The 26,283-nt window shown below is 72.3% G+C and carries 16 protein-coding genes; 8 read left to right on the top strand and 8 right to left on the bottom strand.

Annotation, left to right across the window (positions count from 1 at the left end):
- Window positions 1–35: 35 nt before the first annotated feature.
- The 4 genes from GVV04_RS05465 to mce all read right to left on the bottom strand — a co-directional run bounded on the left by GVV04_RS05465 (window position 36) and on the right by mce (window position 6,096).
- Window positions 36–2,150, bottom strand: coding sequence for a coiled-coil domain-containing protein (locus tag GVV04_RS05465; protein WP_161685125.1), 2,115 nt, complete (start codon window positions 2,148–2,150; stop codon window positions 36–38).
- 176 nt (window positions 2,151–2,326) lie between these two features.
- Window positions 2,327–3,586, bottom strand: coding sequence for a coiled-coil domain-containing protein (locus GVV04_RS05460; protein WP_161685124.1), 1,260 nt, complete (start codon window positions 3,584–3,586; stop codon window positions 2,327–2,329).
- Between the two features lie 335 nt (window positions 3,587–3,921).
- Entirely contained in the window at window positions 3,922–5,277 is a 1,356-nt protein-coding gene (ccrA, locus tag GVV04_RS05455) for a crotonyl-CoA carboxylase/reductase (RefSeq protein WP_161685122.1), read from the bottom strand.
- 348 nt (window positions 5,278–5,625) lie between these two features.
- The gene (gene mce, locus GVV04_RS05450) at window positions 5,626–6,096 is read right to left on the bottom strand and encodes a methylmalonyl-CoA epimerase (RefSeq protein ID WP_161685120.1); all 471 of its coding nucleotides are present in this window, start codon (window positions 6,094–6,096) and stop codon (window positions 5,626–5,628) included.
- Between the two features lie 79 nt (window positions 6,097–6,175).
- Here mce and GVV04_RS05445 point away from each other — a divergent pair, with 79 nt between their 5' ends.
- The 6 genes from GVV04_RS05445 (at window position 6,176) to GVV04_RS05420 (ending at window position 13,270) form a co-directional block, all read left to right on the top strand.
- A complete protein-coding gene (locus tag GVV04_RS05445) occupies window positions 6,176–7,372 on the top strand; it encodes an acetyl-CoA C-acetyltransferase (protein WP_161685118.1) in 1,197 nt (398 codons plus the stop codon).
- A gap of 65 nt (window positions 7,373–7,437) precedes the next feature.
- Entirely contained in the window at window positions 7,438–8,373 is a 936-nt protein-coding gene (meaB, locus tag GVV04_RS05440) for a methylmalonyl Co-A mutase-associated GTPase MeaB (protein ID WP_201753068.1), read from the top strand.
- A gap of 87 nt (window positions 8,374–8,460) precedes the next feature.
- Window positions 8,461–8,874, top strand: coding sequence for an Asp23/Gls24 family envelope stress response protein (locus tag GVV04_RS05435; protein WP_161685114.1), 414 nt, complete (start codon window positions 8,461–8,463; stop codon window positions 8,872–8,874).
- A gap of 96 nt (window positions 8,875–8,970) precedes the next feature.
- Window positions 8,971–10,659 carry an acyl-CoA mutase large subunit family protein gene (locus GVV04_RS05430; protein WP_161685112.1) on the top strand — a complete coding sequence of 563 codons (1,689 nt, stop codon included), beginning with the start codon at window positions 8,971–8,973 and terminating at the stop codon, window positions 10,657–10,659.
- A gap of 232 nt (window positions 10,660–10,891) precedes the next feature.
- Window positions 10,892–11,815 carry a tetratricopeptide repeat protein gene (locus GVV04_RS05425; protein ID WP_161685110.1) on the top strand — a complete coding sequence of 308 codons (924 nt, stop codon included), beginning with the start codon at window positions 10,892–10,894 and terminating at the stop codon, window positions 11,813–11,815.
- Window positions 11,816–11,881: 66 nt separating this feature from the next.
- Window positions 11,882–13,270 carry an arginase family protein gene (locus GVV04_RS05420; RefSeq protein ID WP_407938760.1) on the top strand — a complete coding sequence of 463 codons (1,389 nt, stop codon included), beginning with the start codon at window positions 11,882–11,884 and terminating at the stop codon, window positions 13,268–13,270.
- Between the two features lie 631 nt (window positions 13,271–13,901).
- Here GVV04_RS05420 and GVV04_RS05415 read toward each other — a convergent pair.
- Complete coding sequence (locus GVV04_RS05415; RefSeq protein WP_161685108.1) at window positions 13,902–15,875, bottom strand: penicillin-binding transpeptidase domain-containing protein; 1,974 nt, start codon at window positions 15,873–15,875, stop codon at window positions 13,902–13,904.
- Window positions 15,876–16,164: 289 nt separating this feature from the next.
- Between GVV04_RS05415 and GVV04_RS05410 the strand changes: the two genes are divergently transcribed.
- Window positions 16,165–21,225, top strand: coding sequence for an NAD-glutamate dehydrogenase (locus tag GVV04_RS05410; RefSeq protein WP_161685106.1), 5,061 nt, complete (start codon window positions 16,165–16,167; stop codon window positions 21,223–21,225).
- Between the two features lie 78 nt (window positions 21,226–21,303).
- Here GVV04_RS05410 and GVV04_RS05405 read toward each other — a convergent pair whose 3' ends face one another.
- Window positions 21,304–22,029 carry a class F sortase gene (locus GVV04_RS05405; protein WP_161685104.1) on the bottom strand — a complete coding sequence of 242 codons (726 nt, stop codon included), beginning with the start codon at window positions 22,027–22,029 and terminating at the stop codon, window positions 21,304–21,306.
- A gap of 1 nt (window position 22,030) precedes the next feature.
- Window positions 22,031–23,287: a putative sodium/potassium/calcium exchanger gene (locus GVV04_RS33875; protein WP_161685102.1), complete on the bottom strand. Its 1,257-nt coding sequence runs from the start codon at window positions 23,285–23,287 to the stop codon at window positions 22,031–22,033.
- 584 nt (window positions 23,288–23,871) lie between these two features.
- On the opposite strand from GVV04_RS33875, the gene GVV04_RS05395 reads away from it, so the two are divergent.
- Window positions 23,872–25,635 carry a glycoside hydrolase family 6 protein gene (locus tag GVV04_RS05395; RefSeq protein ID WP_161685100.1) on the top strand — a complete coding sequence of 588 codons (1,764 nt, stop codon included), beginning with the start codon at window positions 23,872–23,874 and terminating at the stop codon, window positions 25,633–25,635.
- A 230-nt stretch (window positions 25,636–25,865) separates the two neighbouring features.
- On the opposite strand, the gene GVV04_RS05390 is transcribed toward GVV04_RS05395, so the two are convergent.
- Complete coding sequence (locus GVV04_RS05390) at window positions 25,866–26,234, bottom strand: hypothetical protein (protein ID WP_161685099.1); 369 nt, start codon at window positions 26,232–26,234, stop codon at window positions 25,866–25,868.
- Window positions 26,235–26,283: the final 49 nt, after the last annotated feature.

The raw sequence follows: 26,283 nt of genomic DNA, 5'->3' as shown, positions 1-26,283 counted from the left end.
CCGCCGGCGACTCACTCGGCCTCGACGGTCACCTTTCACTCGGCCTCGACGGTCACCTTGCTCGGCTTGGCGCTGCGTTCGTCGGTGGTCGGCTTGGTCGGCCGCTTGCCGTTCTCGCCGGTGCTGGTGATCTTCGTGGGGGTGGGCTTCCGGCCGCCCTCGCCGGGTACCGCGGCCACCGTCGGCTCGCCGTCGACCCCCGCGCTGGCCGCCCCGCCGTCCACGGTGGTGACCGGCTCAGCCACCGGCCGAGCCTTGGTCGGCCCGGCGCCGCCGGCCGGTGCGGCCTTCGCGGCCCCCGTGTCGGCGGTCACCTTGACGGCCCCACCGTCGGCGGGGACGGGGCCGGGCGCGACCTGGGCGGCCGGAGCTGGGCCGTCGGCAGCCATCGCCGGGGCGGTGCCGTTGTGGGCCACCGCCGGAACCTTGCCGTCGTCGGTCCTGACCGGTCCCGCGCCATCGTCGGTCCTGGCCGGTCCCGCGCCGTCCAGGCGCGGCGTGACCAGGGCCGGGCCGGTGCCGTCGCCGGACAGCCGCGGGTCGGCCAACTGGTGGCGCAGGTCGAGCATCTGCCGCTGGAGCTCGTCGGACTCCTGCCGGGACTGCCAGGTCTCCTGCCGCAGGTCGGCGAGCTGCTGCTGGGCCTGGGCGATCTCCAGCATCACCTGGGCCAGCTGCTGGCGGCCCGAGGCCACCTCCTGCTGGGTGGCCGCGAGGTGCTGCTGGGTGGTGGCCAGGTGCTGCTGGGTGGTGGCCGCGTACTCCTCGAACTGACGACGGGAGGCGGCCACGTGCTCGTCGGCCTTGCGGCGCTTGTCGGTCGAGTCGGCCTCGGCCCGGCCCAGCAGGGTGGCGGCCTCCTCCTCGGCCTGCCGGCGCATCGTCAGGGCGTCCTGCTCGGCGGCACGCCGGATCTCGGCGGCGCCGCCCTCGATCTCCGCGCGCCGGGCGGAGTACTGCTGCTCCAGCTCGGTCTGCCGGGTGGCGTGCTGCTCGTCCAGTGCGCCATGCCGGGTGGCGTGCTGCTTGTCGAGCTCGTCACGGCGCTTGGCGTACTCCTGTTCGGCGCTCGCCTTGCGCCCGGCCAACTCGCGGTCGGCGACCTCCCGCCGGTCGTTGACCTCCTTCTCCACCCCGGCCCGCCAGGCGCCCAGCTCCTGCTGGGTCTGGGCGCGCGACTGCTGCACGTACGCCTCGGTCTCCGTGCGCATCCGCTGCACGTACGCCTCGGTCTCCGCGCGCTGGTGCCGGGTGGCCTCGGCGGCCTGGGCGGTGAGCCGCTCGGCCTCCTGCCGGGCCCGGTCGCGGTTGCCCTTCGCCGCCGCTTCGGCGTCGTCGGTGATCCGCTTGGCCTCCTGCATCGCCTTCGCGTGGGTGGCCCGACCGGCCTCGGTGGCGGAATCGGTGAGCCGCTTGGCCTCCTGCTGGGCCTTGGCGTGCACCTCCTTGGCCGCCTCGCGGAGCTGGGTGGCCTCCTGCTGGGCCTTGGCCAGGGCCTCCTTGGCAGCCTCGCGGAGCTTGGTCGCCTCCTGCTGGGCCCGGGTGTGGATCTCCTTGGCGGCGTCCCGGAGCTGGGTGGCCTCCTGCTGGGCCTTCGCGAGGGCCTCCTGGGCGGCCCTGCCGAGCCGGGTGGACTCCTCCCTGGCGGCCCGGAGCGTGGCGTCCGCCTCGGCGCGGCGGCCGGCGCTGTGCCGCTCCTCCTCGGCCCGCCGGGCGGCGAGGGCGATCTCGAAGTCCTTGAGCGCCTGGGCGGCCTGCTCCTTGGCCTCGGAGACGATGTGCTCGGCGGCGGCCCGCCGGGCCTCGATTTCCTCGTTCGCGGCGGCCAGGATGTCGTCGGCCTGTTCCTCGGCGAGGCCGAGGATCTGCTCGACCCGGGGGCCGAGGTGCCGGAACGAGGCCCGGTCAACCACCCCGACCTGCTTGCGCACCTGGGCGAGGTCGCGTTGCAGCACCTCGACCTGCCCGGCCAGCTTGTGGATCTGTGTGTACGCCTGTTCCCGCTCGGCCGCCAGGGTCGCGATCTCGTGCTCCGCACGAGCGACGTACCGGTCCACCTGTCGTTTTTCGTACCCCCGCAGGGCGGACTCGAAGCTGGGCTCCGTAGTCACATCCCCGCCGAGAGCAAACAGTTCCTCGCCGTGCGACATGCCCCCATCCTCACACGCATCAGGCTCGGCTGGGGCGATACGGGCGGCCCGGATGGGAGGTACTTCACTAACGCTACCGACAGCGGTGTCAAGGGTTGGGAAACGCATACGGCGCGGGGTTGAACCGGTCACCCGGTGTCACCCCGCGCCGTGTCATGCCCCGGCCGTACGGTGGGTCAGCCGGCGGGCTCCGCGGTCACCCGCTCGCCCTTGGTGTCCGCCTTGGCGGCCTCCGGCTTGGCCTGCGCCGACGCCGACGGAATGCCCGGCACGATGCCGGCGAGGCCGGAGAGCATCTGCCCGAGCTGCGAGGTGACGGCGTCCTTCTGGCGGGTGAGGTCATCGACCTCGCGGCGGGCGGCCTGGGTGGTCAGGTCGGCCTCGGTGCGGGCCTCGGTGAGCAGCCGCTTCGCCTCGGACTTGGCCTCGTTGAGGGTCTTCTCCGAGAGCGACTTGGCCTTCTCGACCGTCTCGTTGGCGGTGCGCTCGGAGTCGACCCGACGGGCCTCGGCGCGCTGCTCGATCTCCTTGGCCCGCTCCTGGGCGGCCCGGGCCCGCTGCTCGGCCTCGCCGACCAGCTTCTGGGTCTGCGCGACCTGGGCTGCGTGCCGCTCGGACTCCTCGCGCTCGGACTTCTCGCGCCGCTCGGCGAGCTGGAGCTCCAGGGCCTGCAGGTCCTTGTCGCGCTTGTCGCGGGCGTCGGTGAGCAGCTTGGTGGCCTCGGCGCGCTTCTCCTCGGCCTCCCGCGCCGCCTTCGCCCGCTGCTGGGTGATCTCCCGCTCGGCGGTGGCGCGCAGGGTGGCGACCTCCCGCTCGACGGTCGACTTCAGCTCGGCGACCTCGTGCGCGGTGACGGTGCGCAGCTGCTTGGTCTCCCGCTCGGCGTCGGCGCGCAGGGTGTCCGCCTCCCGGCGGGCCTGCACGCGGACCTCGGCGGCCTCCCGCTCGGCGGCGGTGCGGGCGGTGCCGGCCTCGCGCTCGGCGGTGGCCTTCATCGCGGCGGCCTCGGCGCGAGCCTTGTCGGTGATCTCGCGGGCCTCCAGGCGAGCCGCGGAGAGGATCCCCTCGGACTCGCGCTTGGCCTCGTTGCGGTGGTCGTTGGCCTGCTCCTCGGCCAGCCGCAGGATCTGCTCGACGCGGGTGCCCAGGCCGGAGAGGGTCGGCCGGCTGTTCTCCTCGAGCTGCTTGTTGGTCTCGGCGAGCTTCTGCTCCAGCGCGCTCTGACGCTGCTCGGCCTGGCGGAGCCGACGCTGGGCGTCGTTCATCCGCTGCTCGGCCTCGGCGCGGGCCTGCTCGGACTGGGTCAGCGCGGCGGTGAGTCGACCGATGAAGTCATCGACCTGCCCAACGTTGTATCCGCGCAGGCCAACGGTGAAATCTGGCTGCGAGTTCGCGTTATCGAAGAACGCAAGAGGGGAGGACTGCTGCTGGGGCATTGGGACATACTCGCAGACGCCCCGGGGTGTTTCGCAAGAGCGGTGCGGGGCTTTCGTGTCCTCTTTACATGGTCAACTGGCCGCCGTCACCCGGCTCGCACCGACCGGCGATCTTGGCAGCTCCCGGCCGGGTCGGGTGGCCCTCCGGCCGGCCGCCCGCCCGGGCGGGCAAAGGGCCGCGCGAGCGCTCCGCGGCCCTTTGTCGACTCGTGGCGTTATCACGCGAATAGTGGGTCGATGACCCCTGTCGAAAGGCAATGCGCGATCACCGCAATGTCCGGCCGGGCATCCCCCGGACGGCCCGGGTGCCGTGGTGCCTGGTGCGCCCGGACGGCTCAGCGACCGCGGAACCGGTTGATCGCGTCCTCGTGCCGGGAGCGCAGCTCCGGGTCCCGTACGCCGAGGCCGTCGCTCGGGGCGAGGCAGCGCACCCCCACCTTGCCCTGGTGCTGGTTGCGGTGCACCTCGTACGCGGCCCGGCCGGTCTGCTCCAGCGGGTACGTCCTCGACACCGTCGGATGGATCTGGCCGAGCGCCACGAGCCGGTTGGCCTGCCAGGCCTCGTGGTAGTTGGCGAAGTGGCTGCCGACGATCCGCTTCAGGTGCATCCAGAGGTAGCGGTTGTCGAACTGGTGCTGGTAGCCGCTGGTCGAGGCGCAGGTGACGACGGTGCCGCCGCGCTTGGCGACGTAGACGCTCGCGCCGAAGGTCTCCCGGCCCGGGTGCTCGAAGACGATGTCCGGGTCCTCGCCGCCGGTCAGTGCCCGGATCTGTTCGCCGAGGCGTCGCCACTCGTCCGGGTCCTGGGTGTGCTCGTCGGACCAGAACCGGAACCCCTCCGCGGCCCGGTCGATCACCAGTTCGGCGCCCATCCGCCGGCACAGCTCGGCCTTGTCCGGGGAGGACACCACGCAGATCGGGATCGCGCCACCGTTGAGCGCCATCTGGGTGGCGTACCCGCCGAGGCCGCCGGAGGCGCCCCAGATCAGCACCACGTCGCCCTGCTTCATGTTCGCCCCGTGGTGCGAGACGAGCTGCCGGTACGCGGTGGAGTTGACCAGCCCGGGGCTGGCCGCCTCCTCCCAGGTCAGGTGGCGGGGCTTGGGCATGAGCTGGTTGGCCTTGACGACGGCCAGCTCGGCCAGGCCGCCGAAGTTGGTCTCGAAGCCCCAGATCCGCTGCTGCGGGTCGAGCATGGTGTCGTCGTGTCCGGCGGCGTCCTCCAGCTCCACCGACAGGCAGTGCGCCACGACCTCGTCGCCGGCCTTCCACTTCGTCACCCCGGGCCCGGTGCGCAGCACCACGCCCGCCGCGTCCGACCCCACCACGTGGTACGGCAGGTCGTGCCGGGCGGTCAGCGCGGAGATCCGGCCGTACCGCTGAAGGAACTTGAAGGTGGGCAGCGGCTCGAAGATGCTGGTCCAGACGGTGTTGTAGTTGATCGCGCTGGCCATCACCGCGACGAGCGCCTCGCCGGGGGCCAGCTCAGGGGTCGGCACCTCCTGGACGTGCAGGGACTTGCGCGGGTCCTTGTCCCGGGTGGCCAGCCCCTCGAACATCCCGGCCTCGTCGGCGCGCACCACCACGCCCCGGTAGCTCTTCGGCACGGGAAGGCCGGCGAGGCCGGCGAGCTGCCGCCCGGATTCGTCGGAGCCCTCCACCGCCATGATCGCTTCGAGGATGTCCTGCACGGTGACCTCCCGTTCGTCCGTACCCGCGTCGGGGTCCGGCGGATCCGCTCGGTGGCCGTCGCCTCGGCCGGGTGCTGCCATCGGCGCCGGTGCGTGCCGACCGCGATGTCGGCATCCGACGCATCCGGCAACGGCCGCTCCTGTCGGAGCAGGACGTTACTGAACGGTAGCTAGGGCGGGAAGGTCTCTGTGAAAAACTACATCGGCCGATGCGTGGAGCTGTCCGGGCGGCCGCTGAACCGCGCATCGTCACGCGTGCCGGGCGAGAGCGGCCCGCCGGAGGTCCGGCGGGGCATGAACTAGAGGGCCCCTGCCGTGCTCCCGGTCGGCGATCAGGGACCCCTGCTCTCAGTGCTCGGCGGGCTCGACCAGCTCGACGAGGACGCCCCCGGCGTCCTTCGGGTGGACGAAGTTGATCCGGGAGTTGGCGGTGCCCCGGCGGGGGGTCTCGAAGAGCAGCCGCAAGCCGCGTTCCCGCAGCGCCGCGCAGGCCGCGTCGATGTCGACCACGGTGTACGCCACCTGCTGCACCCCCGGGCCGTTGCGGTCGAGGAACTTCGCGATGGTCGACTCCGGGGTCAGCGGGGCGAGCAGTTGCACGCAGCCGCCCTCGGCGCTCGGGCCGACGGCCAGCATCGCCTCGCGGACGCCCTGCTCGGTGTTGGTCTCGGTGTGTACGCAGCGCATCCCGAAGGTCCGCTGGTAGAAGTCGATCGCGGCGTCCAGGTCGGCGACGGCGATCCCGACGTGGTCGATGCGGCGCAGGCCGATGTCTGTGACAAAGTCGGCAGCGGGCTCGGCGGGGGAGTTCTCAGCCATGGCGCTAGTCTGACCGAACACCCGGGTAACCAAACAATCGTTAAGGTGTACAGCTCGGCATCCCCCTCGGAGGCAAGTAGTGGCTTCGGTGATCGTCAGCGGCGCGCGGACCCCGATGGGTCGCCTGCTCGGCAACCTCAAGGACCTCCCGGCGACGAAGCTCGGCGGCGTCGCGATCAAGGCCGCGCTGGAGCGCGCCGGGGTGTCCCCCGAGCAGGTGCAGTACGTCATCATGGGTCAGGTGCTCCAGGCCGGCACGGGCCAGATCCCGGCCCGGCAGGCAGCCGTCGAGGCGGGCGTCCCGATGTCCGTGCCGGCGCTGACCATCAACAAGGTCTGCCTCTCCGGCCTGGACGCGATCGCCCTGGCCGACCAGCTCATCCGGGCCGGCGAGTTCGACGTCGTGGTGGCCGGTGGCATGGAGTCGATGACCAACGCCCCGCACCTGATGCTCGGCCAGCGCGCCGGCTACAAGTACGGCGATGTGACGATCAAGGATCACATGGCGCTCGACGGGCTCACCGACGCCTGGGACTGCTGCTCGATGGGCGAGTCCACCGAGCGGCACGGCGCGAAGCACGGCATCACCCGTGAGGAGCAGGACGCGTTCGCCGCGGCCAGCCACCAGCGGGCCGCCGCCGCGCAGAAGAACGGCCACTTCGCCGAGGAGATCACCCCGGTGATCATCCCGCAGCGCAAGGGCGACCCGCTGGTCATCGGCGAGGACGAGGGGATCCGGCCGGGCACCACCGTCGAGTCGCTGGCCAAGCTGCGCCCCGCGTTCGCCAAGGACGGCACGATCACCGCCGGCAGCTCCTCGCCGATCTCCGACGGCGCCGCCGCCGTGGTGGTGATGAGCAAGGCCAAGGCCAAGGAGCTCGGGCTGACCTGGCTGGCCGAGATCGGCGCGCACGGCAACGTCGCCGGCCCGGACAATTCGCTGCACTCGCAGCCGTCCAACGCGATCAACCACGCCCTGAAGAAGGGCGGCCTGGGCATTTCCGACCTGGACCTCGTCGAGATCAACGAGGCGTTCGCCGCCGTCGGCGTCCAGTCCACCCGTGACCTGGGGATCAGCCCGGACAAGGTGAACGTCAACGGCGGCGCCATCGCGCTCGGCCACCCGATCGGCATGTCCGGCGCCCGGCTGGTGCTCAGCCTCGTGCTGGAGCTGAAGCGGCGTGGCGGCGGCACCGGCGCGGCGGCGCTGTGCGGCGGCGGCGGCCAGGGCGACGCGCTGATCGTCCACGTCCCCGCCGCTGGCGAGGCCCAGTGAGCGGAGCGGTCGGGCAGGCCCCGGCCGCCGGCGTGCCGTCGGTGCGCCGCAGCCGGGACGTGCCGATGCTGGTGGAGCGGGCCCGCGCCGGTGACCCCCGCGCGGTGGCCCGGCTGATCACCCTCGTGGAGTCCGGCGACGAGGCGCTGCCCCAGGTGGCGGCGGCTCTCGCCCCGTACGCCGGTCAGGCCCAGGTGGTCGGGCTGACGGGGTCCCCCGGGGTGGGCAAGTCGACCACCACCAACGAGCTGGTCCGCGCGCTGCGGGCGCGCGGGCACCGGGTCGGCGTGCTGGCCATCGACCCGTCCAGCCCGTTCACCGGCGGGGCGATCCTCGGCGACCGGGTGCGGATGCAGGACCACGCCACCGACCCGGGCGTCTACATCCGCTCGATGTCCAGCCGGGGTCATCTCGGTGGGCTGTCGGCGGCCACCCCGCAGGCGGTCCGGGTGCTGGAGGGCGCCGGCTGCGACGTGGTGCTGGTGGAGACCGTCGGCGTCGGCCAGGCCGAGGTGGAGGTCGCCTCGCTGGCCGACACCACGCTGGTGCTGCTCGCCCCCGGCATGGGCGACGCCATCCAGGCGGTCAAGGCCGGCATCCTGGAGATCGCCGACGTCTTCGTGGTCAACAAGGCGGACCGGGACGGGGTCGACGCCACCGTCCGCGACATCCAGGGCATGATCGCCCTGGGCGAGCGGGGGCCCGGCGATTGGCGGCCGCAGGTGGTCCGGTCGATCGCCTCGCGCGGCGAGGGGATCGACGACATCGCCGCCGCGATCGACAAGCACCGCGACTGGCTGGAGCGCCACGACGAGCTGCGCCGCCGTCGGGAGACGCGGGCCGCCGCCGAGATCGAGGCGATCGCGCTGGGCGTGCTGCGCGCCCGGATCGGCTCGCTGCGCGACGGTACGGAGCTGCCGACGCTCGCCGCGAGGGTGGCCGAGGGGGCCCTCGACCCGTACGCGGCGGCCGACGAGCTGTTGGCCCAGCTCCGCTCCTGAGCTGTCCACTGCGGACCCCCACGAACTAGTACGCTCGCACCGCTCCACGGGTACCCGTGGGGCGGTGCGAGCGTACTGGGGGAGAGCATGGGCGACGAGGCGACGCAGGAGCTGTCGGTGACGCCGGACGCGGTGGCGGGTGGCACCACCCAGGTCTCCGACGAGGTGGTGGAGAAGATCGCGGTGGCCGCCGCGCGGTCGGTCCCCGGGGTGGCGGAGCTGGGCGGCGACGTGGCCCGGTTCTTCAACGCCGTGCTCGACAAGGTGGGGCTGGACCAGGTGGGCGATGCCCGGCGGGGCTGCTCGGCGCACGTCACGAACGGCGCGGCGGTGGTCAACCTGGTCATCGTGATCGACGCCGGCCGGCCGGTGCCGCAGGTGACCGAGGGGGTACGGGCGGCGGTCACCCAGGCGGTCGAGGCGTACGGGCTGCGGGTCGATGAGATCAACATCCGGGTCGACGACGTGGCCCTGGGCGAGCCGGCCGGGTCGCCGGCCTGACCCGGGTTACCAACCGGTACCAACTTCCTTAGCGATCGTTCAGGCGCGGGTTCTACACTCGGTCTTCTGACGAGGACCCGAGGAGGAGCCCCGCGCATGGACGCCGACGAGATCGCTGCCGGACGGGCACGCTGGCAGGCCCGCTACGACGCCGCACGCAAGCGGGACGCCGACTTCACCACGCTCTCCGGGATGACCGTCGACCCGGTCTACGGCCCGCCGGAGGGTGCCGCGTACCCGGGCTTCGAGCGGATCGGCTGGCCGGGCGAGTTCCCGTACACCCGGGGGTTGCACCCGACCGGCTACCGGGGGCGGACCTGGACGATCCGGCAGTTCGCCGGCTTCGGCAACGCCCGGCAGACCAACGAGCGCTACAAGATGATCCTCGGCGCGGGCGGCGGCGGGCTGTCCGTCGCGTTCGACATGCCGACGCTGATGGGCCGCGACTCCGACGACCCGCAGGCGCTCGGCGAGGTCGGGCACTGCGGGGTGGCCATCGACACGGCCGCCGACATGGAGGCGCTCTTCGGCGGCATCGACCTGGCCGGCGTCACCACCTCGATGACCATCTCCGGCCCGGCGGTGCCGGTGTTCTGCATGTACCTGGTGGCCGCCGAGCGGCAGGGCGCCGACCTGTCCACCCTGGACGGCACGCTGCAGACGGACATCTTCAAGGAGTACATCGCGCAGAAGGAGTGGCTGTTCGACCCGGAGCCGCACCTGCGCCTGATCGGCGACCTGATGGAGTACTGCGCCCGCGAGATCCCCCGGTACAAGCCGCTGTCGGTCTCCGGGTACCACATCCGCGAGGCCGGCTCGACCGCCGCGCAGGAGTTGGCGTACACCCTCGCCGACGGGTTCGGCTACGTCGAGCTGGGGCTGTCGCGCGGGCTGGACGTCAACGTCTTCGCCCCCGGGCTGAGCTTCTTCTTCGACTCACACGTCGACTTCTTCGAGGAGATCGCCAAGTTCCGTGCCGCCCGCCGGATCTGGGCCCGCTGGCTGCGCGACGTGTACGGGGCGACCAGCGAGAAGGCGCTGTGGCTGCGGTTCCACACCCAGACCGCCGGGGTGTCGCTGACCGCGCAGCAGCCGGTCAACAACGTCGTCCGCACCGCCGTGGAGGCGCTCGCCGCGGTGCTCGGCGGGACGAACTCGCTGCACACCAACGCCCTCGACGAGACCCTGGCCCTGCCGACCGACGAGTCCGCCGAGATCGCCCTGCGTACCCAGCAGGTGCTGATGGAGGAGACCGGGGTGACCAACGTGGCCGACCCGCTCGGCGGCTCCTGGTACGTCGAGGCGCTCACCGACCGGATCGAGGCCGAGGCGGAGGAGATCTTCGCCCGGATCCGGCAACTCGGCGGCGAGGGGCCGCACCAGATCGGCCCGATGACCTCCGGCATCCTGCGTGGCATCGAGGACGGCTGGTTCACCGGCCACATCGCCGAGTCGGCCTTCGTCCACCAGCAGGCGTTGGAGAAGGGCGACAAGCGGATCGTGGGGGTCAACTGCCACACCGGCACGATCGCCAAGGACCTGGAGATCCTGCGCATCTCGCACGAGGTGGAGTTGGAGCAGCGCCGGTCGCTGGCCGAGCGCAAGACCGCCCGGGACGATGCTGCGGTCTCCGCCGCGGTGACCCGGATGGTCGAGGTGAGCCGCACCGGGGAGAACATGATCCCGGCGATGCTCGACGCCGTCCGCGCCGAGGCCACCCTCGGCGAGATCTGCGACGCACTACGCGCCGAATGGGGCATCTACCGCGAACCAGCACGCTTCTAGCCACCCCCCACCCCACCCCACCCCACCCCACCCTGCTCCGCGATCTTGCACTTGCGGCCCCGGCGAAAGCCGCGAAAGCCCCAATAAGTGGGCCGCAAGTGCAAGATCGTCGGGGTGGGGGGCGGGCGTGGGTGGGGTGTGGTGGCACCGCCGGTGAGCAGCCGCGAGAGTCACATTTGTCGCCGTCGCGGTTGATCGGAGTTGGGCGGCGGCCGTGCGAGACTAGGTAACCATGAGCGACCCACGGATCACCTCGTCGATCTTCACCCGCGGCGCGGTCGACCTCAGCGCACTGCGCGGCACCGCACCGGCCCCCACCCGTCCCAGCACACCGGCCCAGGCCGGCCCGCCCCCCGGTCTGCCGGGTGGCGTCGTCGACGGCGGCGGGGCCGCCGTGATCGATGTGACCGAGGCCACCCTCCAGTCCGAGGTGCTCGAACGTTCCGTGGCCCTGCCCGTCGTGGTCTTCTTCGGCGCGGCCGGTTACCCGGAGAGCGACCAGTTCGCGCCGGTGCTGGAGCAGTTGGCGGTTGAGGGCGGCGGCGCGTGGGTGCTGGCCCGGGTCGACGTCCAGGACAATCCGCGCATCGCCCAGATGTTCCAGGTCCAGGGGATCCCCACCGTCTACGCGGTCGTCGGCGGGCGGCCGGTCGACGCGTTCTCCGGAGTGGTCCCCGAGGCCCAGCTGCGCCAGTGGATCGACGCGGTGCTCAAGGCCGGCGGGGTCACCGTTGCCGAGCAGGAGGACCCGCGCCTCGACGAGGCCGACGACGCCCTGCTGGGCGGAGACCTGGACGCCGCCGAGCAGGCGTACCGGAAGATCCTCTCCGAGTCGCCGGCGGACGCCGCGGCCGAGGCCGGCCTGGCCCAGGTCGGGCTGGCCCGCCGCGTCGCCGGGGCGGACCCGGGCGCGGCACTCGCCGCGGCCCAGGCCGACCCCGACGACGTCGAGGCCCAACTCCTCGCCGCCGACGTCGAGGTGCTCAGCGGCATGGCGGAGCAGGCCTACCAGCGCCTGGTCGGCCTGGTCCGCCGCACTGCGGGCGAAGACCGGGAGAAGGTACGCCAGCACCTGGTCGGCCTGTTTACCGTCGCCGGGCCGGATGACCCCGCCGTCGCCTCCGCCCGCCGGGCCCTGGCCAGCGCCTTGTTCTGAGTTCGCCGTACGCCAGCGCGGGCCGGCGTTCGCCGGCCCGCCCGACCCACGAGGACGGGAGCCCATATGCGCCGGATCGCCGTCCTCGACGCGCCGTCCAACCTCGGGCTGCGCCCGCCCACCCCCACCGCCGTCCCCGGCTGCGGCAAGGCCCCCGGCGCGCTGCGCGACCAGGGCCTGCTGGCCCGGCTGCGGGCCCGCGACGCCGGCTGCCTCACCCCGCCCCGGTACGACCCGGGCGACTGGCGTCCCGGCGACGGCGTCTGCCATGCCCCGGAGATCGCCGCGTACTCGGCCGCGCTGGCCGACCGGATCGGCTCGATCATCGACCGGGGAGAGTTCCCGCTCGTGCTCGGCGGGGACTGCTCGATCCTGCTCGGCTCGGCGCTGGCCATGCACCGGCTCGGTGAGGCGGTCGGCGGCCGGATCGGGCTCGTCTTCGTCGACGGCCACTCCGACTTTCGGCACCCCGGCAACGCCTCCTACGTCGGGGCTGCGGCGGGGGAGGACCTGGCCCTGGTCACCGGGCGCGGGCAGGCCGACCTGGCGGCCATCGAGGGGCGCCGGCCGTACTTCCGGGACATCGACGTGGTGGTGCTCGGCATCCGGGCGCAGGACGAGTACCGCCTCGACCTCCAGGCCGCCGGGATCACCACCCGGCCGGTGCCGACGCTGCGCGCCGAGGGCGCGGCCCGCACCGCCCAGTGGGCGCACGAGGAGTTGGCCGACTGCGCCGGGTACTGGGTGCACGTCGACGTGGACGTGCTCGACCCGGCGGTGATGCCGGCGGTGGACGCCCCGGACCCGGGCGGGATCGCCTTCGCCGAGCTGGAGATCCTGCTCGCCGGGTTGGTGGACACCCCGCACTGCCTCGGCGTCGAGCTGACCGTCTTCGACCCCGACTACGACCAGGACGGGGCGTACGCCGCCGAGATCGTCAACACGGTGGTGGCCGGGCTGGCCCCGGTCACCGCCCAGAGTGCGGTGGCGCCCCGGCTGCTCCCGGCGACCCCCGGCCCGCGCCCTCCCTCGGCCCGCCGCCCGGCCGTCTCCGCAGCCTTCCCCGCAGCCGTCCCCGGAGCCTTCCCCGCCGACGCGCCGCACCCGGGCGCGGCACGGGAACCGACCGATGCCGCCGCTCCCGCCGATGCCGTCCTTCCCCCCGCCCCCGCCGATGCCGCCCTTCCGCCCGCCCCCGCCGATGCCGCCCTTCCGCCCGCCCACGTTCTCCCTGCCGCCCCCGCTCTCCCCGCCGACCTCGGCGGTGCCGCCAGCGGGCCGGAGGAACCGGACAGGCCGGCGGATCTGGGCACCCCGGGCCCGGTCCTGGAACCCGTCGGGCCCCCCGCCTCGGCCGGCCCGGGCCTGTTGCGCCGTGTTCCCGCATCGTCCCCGGACGCCAGCCACCCCGGCACGAGCGACGACACGTCGCAGTCCGCAGCTGGGATGGCCTGACGCGTCGGCCTCCGTGGTCCGTCTGCCGCTGTCCGTCTGACGCGGCTTGTCCGATGCTGTCCGCCTGACGCGGCTTGTCTGGCGCGGCTCGTCCGACGCTGTCGGTCTGCCGCAGGGTTCGTCCGTCGCTGCCTGCTGATCTGTTCGGTGCTGACCCGCCGGGCAGTCGAGGCGTTACCTGGGGCATGGCCGGTCGCCGGTCGAGGCTTCGCCGGTCGCCGGTCGCCGGTCGGCCAGGTCGTGACGCGGCCGACGGTACCTGCACGGCGCCTTTGGAGCTGCCCCGTCTGTGCGCCCATCGAGCGCCCATCGAGCGCTCGTAAAGGTGCGCAGGGCGACAGGTGCCCCGTCTGTGCGGGCAGCTCCAAAGGCGCTCCGGGGGCAAGCCCGTGCTGGCGACGCCGAGACCCCGCAGCATGTCGAGGGCGACCTTGCAGCCTCAAAAGCGCTCCGGCGCAAGCCCGTGCCGGAGAACGGCCCGGCGTAGCGGAGCCCGGTCAGCGAGCACCCACAGGCCGTGGCGGTTTGGGCCGCTGGCGACCCGGTGGGGGCGGTACGGCGCGGGCAGGCGGTAGGCGGGCAGGCAGGCAGGCGGCAGAGGGCAGGCGGCAGGCGGTGGGCGGTGAGGCGGTCAGGAGGCGGCGAGGGCGCGCAGGAAGCGTTCGCTGATCGGCACCGCGCTGGCCGTGCTGGACCCGCCCCGCTCCACGAAGACCGCGAACGCCACGTCGCCCTGCCAGCCGACGAACCAGGCGTGGGTGTGCGCGGGGTTGTCGTCGTACTCGGCGGTGCCGGTCTTGCCGTGCACCGGGCCGCCGGGGACGTCCTTCAGCGCGCTGCCGGTGCCGGCGGTGACGACCTCGCGCATCATCGTCCGCAGTGGCTGCACCGACTCCGGCTTCAGCTCCGGCCCGGCGGGCGCGGCCTTGGCCGGGGCCGGGTCGAGGACCAGTTTCGGCTGCTCCCAGCGGCCCCGGGCGACGGCGGCGGTGGCGGCGGCCATGGCCAGCGGACTGACCACGGTGGTGCCCTGCCCGAACGAGGCGGCGGCCTGTTCGGCCGGGGAGCCGTTCGCGGAGACCTTGCCGGTGAACGCGTCGACGCCCAGGTCCCACTCGGCCTCCAGGCCGAGCGCCCGCCCGGTCTGGGCGAGGCCGTCCGCGCCCAGCTTCGGGGCGAGCGCGGCGAAAGCGGTGTTGCAGGACTTCGCGAAGTCGGTGCGGAACGGCACCGAGCCGAGGGCGAAGTTGTCGGAGTTCTTGAACGACCGGCCGTCCACGGCGAACGTCTTCGGGCAGGCGACCGGGCCCTCCAGGGTGACCGCGCCCCGGTCCAGCAGGCCGAGGGCGCTGACCATCTTGAACGTGGAGCCGGGCGGCACCTGGGCGGTGAAGGCCAGGTTCTCCCCGGCGGCCCCCGGCCCGTTCGCGGCGGCCAGCACCGCGCCGTCGCTGACCCGTACCGCGACCAGGGCGGCGCGGCGCTTCTCCCCGCGCAGCGCGGCGTCGGCGGCGTTCTGGGTGGCCACGTCGAGGGTGGTCTTCACGGTCTGCCCGGCCTTCGGCTCCTGGCGGAACAGCGCCGTGCCGGTCGGCGTGACGGTGCCGTCCGGCCCCGGCCGCTCGATGATCACGGTGAGCCCGGGGACGCCGCGCAGCCGCTCGTCGTACCGGCCCTGGAGGCCGCCGTGGCCGACCAGGTCGCCCTTCCGGTACCGGTCGGGGTGGGCGGCCAGGTCGTCCGCCTGGGCCTGGTCGACCGAGCCGAGCAGCGCCCGGGCGAACTCGCGGGTGGGGGCGAGGTCGAGCTTCTCGGCCTGGAACTTGGTGCCGGGCAGGTCGTAGATCCGCGAGCGGATCTGCCGGTACGCCTCGTCGCGCAGCGTCACCACCTCGACGAACGCGCTCGGGTCGGCCTCGGCGAGGCGCTTGGGCAGGTCGGCGAGGTCGACCGGCGGGGTGAGCGCCGGCCGGATCGCCCGGAATGCGGCGTCGAGCTGCCGGGACACCGCCTTCGCGTCGGTGACCTCGCTCGGTTGCAGCCCGACCCGGACCACCGGGCGGGGCACCACGACCGGCGTGCCCGCGCTGTCGAGCACCCCGGACCGGGGCGCGACGTCCCGGCGCACCGCGAGCCGGTCGCCCGAGGTGAGCTGCTCGTGCACCACCTGGGGCTCCCAGATCACCTGCCACTGGTCGTCGCCGCCCCGGGTGAGCCGTACCTGCCGGTCGTATCCCCAGCGGGTTCCGGCCGGGGGCAGGGTCCAGTCCACCCGGATGCCGGCGGTCGCGATGTTCGCGTCGATCTTCGGGTCTCCGGTGCGGCGCAGCGCCGGTGGGGTGGCCGCCAGCTCTCCGGAGAGCTCCCGGATCTCCCGCGTCACGTCGGCGGCGGGCACCTTCTTCCCGGTGGGGTCGACGAAGCCGACCGCCTGGAGGTCGTCCTTGCCCCAACCGGACAGGAAGGCGTCCACGGCGCGTTCCGGGCCGTCCTCGGCGGAGCAGGCGGTCAGTGTGGCGGCGGCCAGCGCGGTGGCCGCGAGCGCCGCGACCAGCCGGCGGGATTGTGGGCGGCGGGACCCACCGAGGGGGTACGACAGACGCATGGAGCCGTCCTTCCGGATCTCGTCGGGCTCCCGCCACGGTAGTACGGCCCCGCCTGGCACACTGCCCCGCCTGGCCCGCCACGTGCGGAAAGAGGCCCCGCGAAGGTGTGATGAACATCCCGACCGGGGTACTCCCCAGCCGGCCGACCACATGTCTGCAACGGGTGAAAGGACAGAGTCCCGAACCGGACGTCCGGCCGGTGGTCCGCCGACGAAGGCACGGACGGGCAGGGCCTAGGCTGGGCGGCAGAGTGACCCACAACGCGGTGGGTCGAGGGGAGTGGCACCGATGGACCGGCGTCCGGCGATCAAACCGGGACCCGACCTCCGGCAGGATGACACCGGCCGGGACGACGACAGCTTCGATTCGGCGACCGACGGGGACGGCTCCGGCCGGCTCGACACAGGAGTTACCGGGATGACCGGTTCGAGTATCGACACCATCCACGATCTCGGGCTGCCCGTGGAGGTGCTGACCGACGACGTGGAGGACGCCGAGCTCGACGAGCCGGTGCCGAACGCGGAACGACTGGTCGCCCAGGCGGTCACACTCGCCGGCGACGACCATGACGCGGCGACACTGGTCGGGCGCTTCTGGCGGTTCGCCCCGGACGAGGAACTGATCGGGTTCACGGCCGAGGAGATGCTCGACGCGGCCCGGGCGCACTGGGATCTCGCCCAGCAGCGGGTGCCGGGCGAGTTGAAGCTGCGCATCCACGAACCGGACGCCGACCAGCACCACACGGTGATCGAGATCGTCACCGACGACATGCCGTTCCTGGTCGACTCGGTGACCGCCCTGCTCAACGCCCACCACCTCGACGTGCACCTGCTGGTGCACCCGCTGGTGGTGGTGCGCCGGGAGCCGCTGGGCCGGCTGACCGAGGTCTCCGCGGACGTGGAGCCCGACGACGCGATCGCCGGGGACCTGGTCGAGAGCTGGATGCGGATCGAGATCGACCCGGTCCGCGACGCGGGCGAGCGGGAGAAGCTGCGCCGCGAGCTGCAACGGGTGCTGACCGACGTGCGGGAGGCGGTCGAGGACTGGCCGAAGATGCGCCAGCGCGCCCTGGCCCTGGCCGACGAGCTGGCCGCCGCCCGGACCGCCGACAACCGCCCGCCGGTGCCGGAGAAGGACATCACCGACTCGGTGGAGCTGCTGCGCTGGCTGGCCCACGACCACTTCACCTTCCTCGGCTACCGCGAGTACCGGCTGGTGGACACCCCGGGCGGCGAGGGCTCGGCGGTGGAGGCGGTGCTCGGCACCGGCCTGGGCATCCTGCGCTCGGACTCCCCGGAGGCGCGGGCGCTGTCCTCGATGACGTCCGAGGCGCACGAGAAGGCGCTGGAGAAGCGCCTGCTGATCATCACCAAGGCGAACTCCCGGGCCACCGTGCACCGTTCGGCGTACCTGGACTACATCGGCTTCAAGATCTTCGACGAGGCCGGTCAGGTGATCGGCGAACGGCGCTTCCTGGGGCTGTTCTCCACGGCGGCGTACCGGACGAGCGTCCGGGAGCTGCCGGTGGTTCGCCGCAAGGTGGCCGAGGTGATGGACCGCTCCGGCCTGAGCCGGCGCAGCCACTCGGGTAAGGACCTGCTCCAGATCCTGGAGACGTACCCGCGCGACGAGTTGTTCCAGATCAAGACGGAGGACCTGTACCACGCGGTGATCGGCGTGCTGCGCATGGCCGGCCGCCGGCAGCTTCGGGTCTTCCTGCGGCGGGACGCGTACGGGCGGTTCATCTCCTGCCTGATCTACCTGCCCCGGGACCGGTTCACCACGCAGAACCGGCTGCGCATGCAGGACATCCTGCTGCGCGAGCTGAACGGCGTCGGGGTGGACTACACCACCCGGGTCACCGAGTCGATGCTGGCCCGGGTGCACTTCATCGTCCGCACCGATCCGGCCCGTCCGCCGGGGGACATCGACGCGGACCTGCTCGCCGAGGAGTTGGCCGACGCCACCCGGCTGTGGGACGACGACTACCGGCTGGTGTTGGAGCGCAAGCTCGGCGACGAGCAGGCGAAACACCTGTTCAGCCGGTACGCCGACGCCTTCCCGGAGGGCTACAAGGACGGGCACACGCCGTACGAGGCGATGAAGGACCTGGCGAAGCTGGAGCTGCTGGAGGAGCCCGGCCAGCTTGAGATGCACCTGTTCCGCAAGCAGCTCTCGCCGCGCGTGAACGGCGCCGGTCGCCCGGCGGACGCCGACGAGAAGATGGACGTCCGGTTCAAGGTCTACCGGTACGGCGAGCCGATGATGCTGTCCGCGGTGCTGCCGGTGCTGCACTCCCTCGGCGTCGGGGTGGTCGACGAGCACCCGTACGAGGTGGACCGGATCGACGGCCGGGTCTACCTGTACGACTTCGGCCTGCGGCTGCCCGAGGGCCACCAGGAGCTGGCCGAGGTGCGCCCGCACGTGGAGAACGCCTTCGCGGCGGCGTGGCGGGGCGAGGCCGAGGTCGACGGCTTCAACGAGCTGGTGCTGCGCGGCGGGCTCACCTGGCGACAGGTGGTGGTGCTGCGGGCGTACGCGAAGTACCTGCGGCAGACCGGGACGGTCTTCTCCCAGGAGTACATGGAGCAGACCTTCATCGCGTACCCGCGGATCACCGCGCTGCTGGTGGAGCTCTTCGAGGTCCGCTTCGCGCCCGGGGAGTCGACCGCCGAGCAGCGCCACGGGCGCAGCGGCGAGCTGGTGAAGGAGATCGACGCCGCGCTGGACGACGTGATCAGCCTCGACCAGGACCGGATCCTGCGGTCGTACCTGACGCTGATCCAGGCCACCCTGCGCACCAGCTTCTACCAGAAGCCGGTCGGCGGGCGGCCGAAGGCGTACGTGGCGTTCAAGCTGGACCCGCAGGCCATCCCGGACCTGCCGGCCCCACGGCCGAAGTTCGAGATCTTCGTCTACTCGCCCCGGTTCGAGGGCGTGCACCTGCGGTACGGGCCGGTGGCCCGGGGCGGGCTGCGCTGGTCCGACCGGCGGGAGGATTTCCGGACCGAGGTGCTGGGCCTGGTCAAGGCGCAGATGGTGAAGAACGCCGTGATCGTGCCGGTGGGCGCCAAGGGCGGCTTCGTGCTCAAGCAGAAGCCGGGGGACCGGGACGAGGCGGTCGCCTGTTACAAGGAGTTCGTCGGCGCGATGCTCGACATCACCGACAACATCGCCGCCGGCGAGATCGTGCCGCCCGACGACGTGGTCCGCCACGACGGCGACGACCCGTACCTGGTGGTGGCGGCGGACAAGGGCACGGCCACGTTCTCCGACATCGCCAACGAGATCTCGGCGGCGCACAACTTCTGGCTCGGCGACGCGTTCGCCTCGGGCGGCTCGGCCGGCTACGACCACAAGAAGATGGGCATCACCGCCCGGGGCGCCTGGGAGTCGGTGAAGCGGCACTTCCGGGAGCTGGGGCACGACACCCAGACCCAGGACTTCACGGTGGTCGGCGTCGGCGACATGTCCGGCGACGTGTTCGGCAACGGGATGCTGCTGTCCGAGCACATCCGGCTGGTGGCCGCGTTCGACCACCGGCACCTCTTCCTCGACCCGGACCCGGACGCCGCCTCCTCGTACGCCGAGCGCAAGCGGCTGTTCGACCAGCCCCGGTCGTCCTGGGAGGACTACGACCGGTCGCTGATCTCCGAGGGGGGCGGGGTGTACCCGCGCGCGGCGAAGTCGGTGCCGATCTCGCCGCAGGTCCGGGTGGCCCTCGGGCTGGACGACGACGTCAGCCAGCTCTCCCCGCAGGAGCTGATGAAGGCGATCCTCACCGCGCCGGTGGACCTGTTCTGGAACGGCGGCATCGGCACGTACATCAAGGCGTCCAGCCAGACCAACGCGGAGGTGGGCGACAAGTCCAACGACGCGATCCGGGTGGACGGCAAGGCGTTGCGCTGCCGGGTGGTCGGCGAGGGCGGCAACCTCGGTTGCACCCAGCTCGGGCGGATCGAGTACGCCCGGGCGGGCGGGCGGATCTACACCGACTTCATCGACAACGCGGCCGGGGTGGACTGCTCCGACCACGAGGTGAACATCAAGATCCTGCTCAACACGGCGGTCGCCGACGAGGCGCTGACCCGGCCCGAGCGCGACGAACTGCTGGCCGGGATGACCGAAGAGGTCGGCGAGCTGGTGCTGCGGGACAACTACGACCAGGCCCGGGCGATCAACAACTCGCAGGCCCAGGCCGCCTCGCTGCTGCCGGTGCACCGCCGGATGATCGGCGAGCTGGAGCGCTCGGGGGCGCTGGACCGGGCGCTGGAGGGGCTGCCGCCGGACGAGGAACTGGCGGTGCGCACAGAGTCCGGGCTGACCGCGCCGGAGTTCGCGGTGCTGCTGGCGTACGTGAAGATCGTGCTGGAACGGGAGATCCTCGCCGAGGGCCTCGCCGACGAGGAGTGGACGACCGAGGTGCTGGTCAACTACTTCCCGACCCCGATGCGGGAGCGGTTCGCCGACCGGATGGGCCAGCACCGGCTGCGCCGGGACATCGTGACGACCGTGCTGGTGAACGAGGCGATCAACCGGGGCGGCATCTCGTTCGTGTTCCGGGTGGTCGAGGAGACCGCGGCGTCCGCGGCGGACGTGATCCGGGCGTACGTGGTGGTCCGCGAGGTGTTCGGGCTGCGCGAGCTGTGGGACGCCGTCGAGGCGCTCGACAGCAAGGTCGACCCCGAGTTGCAGACCGCCGTCTACCTGGACACCCGGCGGCTGCTCGACCGGGCGGTGCGCTGGCTGGTCACGAACCGGCGCTCGCCGATCGACGTGCCGGCCGAGACCGCCCGGCTGCGCGACGGGGTGGCCCGGCTGCTGCCCGGCCTGGAGAACCTCTTCTACGGCAGCGAGCGGGAGGCCATCGCCGAGCACATCGACGAGATGACCTCCCGAGGGCTGCCGCGCGGCCTGGCCGAGCAGGCGACCCGGCTGATGTACAGCTTCGGGCTGCTCGACGTGGTGGAGACCTCGACGAGCACCGGTCGGGACGTCGGCGAGGTGGCCTCGGTCTACTTCGTCCTGTCCGACCGGTTCCGGGTCGACTCCCTGCTGTCGAAGATCTCCCTGCTGCCACGGGAGGACCGCTGGCAGACGCTGGCCCGGATGGCGCTGCGCTACGACCTGTACGCCGCGCTGGCCGCGCTCACCGCGGAGGTCCTCGGCTCCACCCCGAACAACCTGCCGCCGCTGGAGCGGGTGTTGCAGTGGGAGCAGTCGAACGCCACCTCGATCCACCGCGCCCAGCGGGCGATGGGGGAGTTCGACGAGTCCCGGGCGGATCTCGCCGCCCTGTCGGTGCTGCTGCGTCAGATCCGTACCCTGGTGCGGACCTCGGCGGCCTGAGTCGCCTGGAGTACGCCACGGCCGGTCGGTGTCCCCGACCGGCCGTGGCGCGTTACGGGGGCCGCCCGTCCCCACCTCTCAGCCGGTCATCGTCGCGAAGACGACGACGTTGTCCAGGTAGCTGCCCGCGTTCTTGTCGAACTGCCCGCCGCAGGTGACGACCCGCAGGCCGACCCGGTCGTTCGGGCCGTACACCAGCTCGGTGGGAAAGGCCTTCTTCGGGTACGCCTTCACCTCGTCGACGGTGAAGGTGCCCTGGCTGCCGTCGTCCCGCGACACCGTGATGGCGTCACCCGGCTGGAGCGCGCCGAGTGAGAAGAAGACGGCGGGACCGCCGACCTTCGCCGAGTCGACGTGCCCGACGATCACCGCGTTGCCGGTCTCGCCGGGGCTCGGCCCCGGGGAGTACCAGCCCGCGCTCAGGGCCTGCTCCAGCGGTGGGACCTGGACGGTGCCGTCGGGGTTGGTGCCCAGCGTCATGATCGGGGCGTCGACCCCGATCCGGGGGATGGCGATGGTGGTCGGTGTGGCCCGGCCCAGCCCGGCCGCCGGCTGTCCCTCGCCGGCCGGCCCGGTGTCGGGGTCGGTGGGCTCCTGGTCGACGCCGTTCCCGCCGGGCCCGGCGGTGGTGCGGACGTCCGTGCTGGCCTGGGACAGCGGCTGAGGCGGGCGGGGCGCGGGGTCGGTGCCGCGCAGCGAGGCGCCCACCAGGCCGGCACCGACCATCGCGAGCGTGACGACGACGGCCGCACCGGCGGCACGCCACGGTCTCCCGTGGCGGCCGCCGGCCGGGGTCGTCGTCACGTCAGACGAGGGACCCATTGACCCGACGCCGCCGCATCAGCACGATGCCGCCGAGCGCCGCGGCGCCCACCATGCCCGCCCCGGTGGTGGCCATCCCACGGTTGGTGCCGGTGGTCGCGCCGCCGTCACCGCCGTCGACGTGGCCGCGCGGGAGCACGACCAGCTCGCCCTCGCCGCAGGAGCCGTGGAGCTTGTGGCGGCCCGGCTCGGCGTCCTCGGAGACCTCGGCCTCGCCGTAGTAGACGAAGTCCTTCTTGTGCTCCCAGGACCGCTCGTCCTCGCCGCGCCCCGAGTTCTTGCCGTACTCGGAGTTCTCGCCGCGTCCCGAGTTCTTGCCGTAGCCGGAGTCTTCGCCGCGTCCCGAGTTGTTGCCGTACTCGGAGTCTTCGCCGCGTCCCGAGTTCTTGCCGTACTCGGAGTTCTCGCCGCGTCCCGAGTTCTTGCCGTACTCGGAGTCTTCGCCGCGTCCCGAGTCCTTGCCGTAGCCGGAGTCCTCGCCGCGGCCCGACTCCTTGTCCCGGCCCCAGCCGGAGCCCTCGTCGGACCGGTTCTTGCCGGACTCCTTGCCGGACTCCTTGCCGTGGTCCTTCTCAGCCTTCTGGCCGTGCTCGTAGCCGCCCCAGTCCTCCTCGCCGGACGTGTCGGCAGCGCCGCCGCCCTTGCCACCCGACTCCTCGCCGGGCTTGCCGTTGTCCTTGCCCTGCTCTCCGCCGGGCTTGCCGTGGTCCTCGCCGGGCTTGCCCTGCTCGTCGCCGGGCTTGCCGTCGTCCTTGCCCTGCTCGTCGCCGGGCTTGCCGTGCTCTCCGCCGGGCTTGCCGTTGTCCTTGCCGTCGTCCTTGCCGTGGTCCTCGCCCGGCTTGCCGTTGTCCTTGCCGTCGTCCTTGCCGTCGTCCTTGCCCTGCTCATCGCCGGGCTTGCCGTGCTCATCGCCGGGCTTGCCCTCGTCCTTGCCGTGCTCCTCGGACTCGGAGTCCCTGTCCTCGCCACGCTGGCCGCGGTGGTCCTCGGCCGGGCGCAGCTTGACCTTGCCGGTGACCTCGGACCAGACGAAGGCGTGCTCCTGCCGCTCCGAGCAGACCTCCAGGAGCTGGACCTTGTCGCCCGCCCTGACGATGTGCGGCTTGGCGTAGACCTTGCCGTCGCGGGACTCGCCGTCCTGGTGGCCGTCCGCGAACGCGATCCCCGGCGTGAACACCAGCAGGGAGGCCCCCCCGAGGGCGGCACCCGCAACGACCTTCCCGAGCATCTTGTTTGCCATGACCTGCGTCACTCCATCCCTGTTCGTCCTGAGCCCGGCGTCAGCCGAGCTACTCAAGACGTTAGACCGATTCGCGAGCTATAGGGGGAAAGATTCGTGTTTTACAGTTTCCTGGTCTTCGAGTGGATGAGGCGGTAAGCGCACTTCATCGGCTTTCGTCGGGCGTTGCCGCCCCCGGGGAGGGTTGTGGCCCGGCTGCGTGGGCCGCACTCTTTCGGGGGACGGGGGTGCCTCGTCCCGGGCTGTCTCCAGCGGTGTTGTCACGCCGTACCGCTCCGGACGTCCTGTTCGGCGAGTCGAACAAGCATCGAACCATTGCCATGGAAGCGCTCCCATGCAAGAATTTCCCCACGCGGTACGGGGAGCCACACCGCGCAAGGCAGACGTCGAGGGCACCGGTTCCACCGGACGCCGTCCGCCGATCCGACCGGCCGTTTCTCGTGCCGGGCGGGTACCACCACCAAAATCGCCCGTCCGGGTCGGGCATCCCGAAATCCCCCGTGGCGCCGCCGATCGTCCCTGCCGGACGTCGGGCGCCGTTCCGCCGGGCCGCGAGTCCGGTCTCGCCCAAGGAGATCTGTGGCATGAGTATGAGGAAGAGACTGTCCGGCCACCGCCGGGCGCTCGCACTGTCCGGTGCGGGTGTCCTGGTCGCCGGCGGCCTGGTGGCCCTCCCGGTCACCGCGGCCCAGGCCGCGACCCAGTGCAGCATCGACTACACCACCAACGACTGGCCCGGCGGCATGACCGGCAACGTCACCATCAAGAACCTGGGTGACGCGGTCAGCTCCTGGAACCTCGGGTTCACCTTCCCGAACAGCAGCCAGCGGGTGCAGCAGGGCTGGTCGGCCAAGTGGAGCCAGTCCGGGCAGAACGTGACCGCCGCGAACGAGTCGTACAACGGCTCGATCGCCAGCGGCGGCAGCGTGAGCATCGGCTTCAACGGCGCGTGGAGCGGCAGCAACCCGAAGCCCACCTCGTTCACCCTGAACGGCGTGGTCTGCAACGGCAGCACCCCGACGACGCCGCCCACCACGCCCCCGCCGACGACCCCGCCCCCGACCACGCCCCCGCCGACGACCCCGCCGGGGGAGAAGGTGGACAACCCCTACCTGAACGCCAAGGGGTACGTGAATCCCGAGTGGAAGGCCAAGGCCGAGTCGGTGGCCGGCGGCAACCGGGTGTCCAACAACCCGACCGCCGTCTGGATCGACCGGATCGCCGCGATCAACGGCACGCCGGACAGCAGCTCCAACGGGGCGATGGGCGTCCGTGCCCACCTGGACGAGGCGCTGAAGCAGGGTGCCAAGTACATCCAGTTCGTGGTCTACAACCTGCCCGGCCGGGACTGCGCCGCGCTCGCCTCCAACGGTGAGCTGGGCCCGAACGACCTGCCCCGGTACAAGGCCGAGTACATCGACCCGATCGCCGCGATCCAGAGCGACGCGAAGTACGCCAGCCTCCGGATCATCAACATCATCGAGATCGACTCGCTGCCGAACCTGGTGACGAACACCTCCGGCCAGCCCGGCGGTACGGCCATGTGCGACACCGTCAAGGCCAACGGCGCCTACGTCAACGGCGTCGGGTACGCCCTGGCGAGGCTGGGCGCGCTCGGCAACGTTTACAACTACATCGACGCCGCGCACCACGGCTGGATCGGCTGGGACAGCAACTTCGGCCCGACTGCCGACCAGCTCAAGGCCGCCGCCGTCGCCTCGGGCAGCACCGTCAACAACGTGCACGGCTTCATCGTCAACACGGCCAACTACTCGGCGCTGCGTGAGCCGTACGTCAAGATCACCGACAACGTGAACGGAACGTCCGTTCGCCAGTCGAAGTGGATCGACTGGAACTTCTACACCGACGAGCTCTCGTTCGCCCAGGCGTTCCGTACCAAGCTGGTCTCGGTCGGCTTCAACAGCAACATCGGCATGCTGATCGACACCTCCCGCAACGGCTGGGGCGGCACCGCCCGGCCCACCGGCCCGGGCGCGCTGACCAGCGTCGACACCTACGTCAACGGCGGCCGGGTCGACCGGCGGATCCACGCCGGCAACTGGTGCAACCAGTCCGGTGCGGGCCTCGGCGAGCGTCCGAAGGCCGCCCCGGAGTCCGGCATCGACGCCTACGTCTGGGTGAAGCCCCCGGGCGAGTCGGACGGCTCCAGCAAGGAGATCCCGAACAACGAGGGCAAGGGCTTCGACCGGATGTGCGACCCGACCTACACCGGTAACGCCCGCAACGGCAACAGCATGAGCGGCGCCCTGCCGGACGCCCCGATCTCGGGCGCCTGGTTCTCGGCACAGTTCGCCCAGCTCATGCAGAACGCCTACCCGGCGCTCTGACGCTCCACCAGGCACGCCTGCCCGCCGCTGGCGAGGAGTGAGGCACTCTCAGCGGCAGGCTTCCCCGGGCCCCTGGCCCGACCGTCACCGGTCGGGCCAGGGGCCCCCGCCGGTACCGGCCCCGGGATCGTCTGCGCCTGACCGGCACGACACGCCGGAGCTGGTGCCGGTACACAGCAGACGATCACGGCAACTCAGTGCCAGCCGGGCGGTCATCTGGTCACGCAGGCTCAGGGCACGGTCTTCTCCACCGCCGCCCGGCCCTGCTCGGCCAGGTCGCGGCGGGCCCGCTCGATGTTCTTCGGCGTCAGGTCCTGGCCCCGGGCGCGCACCAGGTCCTCCGGCTCCCACTCCTGCTCCGCGCCGGTGCGGATGTTGTCCCCGCCGGCCCCCGTGCCCCCGCCGTGCGGGTCGCCGAGCAGGTCCTCGGTCGAGCCGGCGCCCTCCGGGGCGTCCCCCGGCCCGGCGAAGGACGGGGTGTCCCGGTCGGGTCCGCCACCGGTCACGAACTGCGGCACCGTGCTCTCGTCGTCCACCGCCGAGGCCACCTCGGGGCTCTCCTCCAGCGGTCGCCCGGCATTCGGGTCGCGATCCGTCATCCTGCTGCCCTCCTGATGTCCCGGGTGCCTGCCTGATCCCCCCGGCGTA

Origin of the sequence: Micromonospora rubida, assembly GCF_009908295.1 — a bacterium.
GTDB lineage: Bacteria > Actinomycetota > Actinomycetes > Mycobacteriales > Micromonosporaceae > Micromonospora > Micromonospora rubida.
This window is presented reverse-complemented; position numbering and strand designations above follow the sequence as displayed.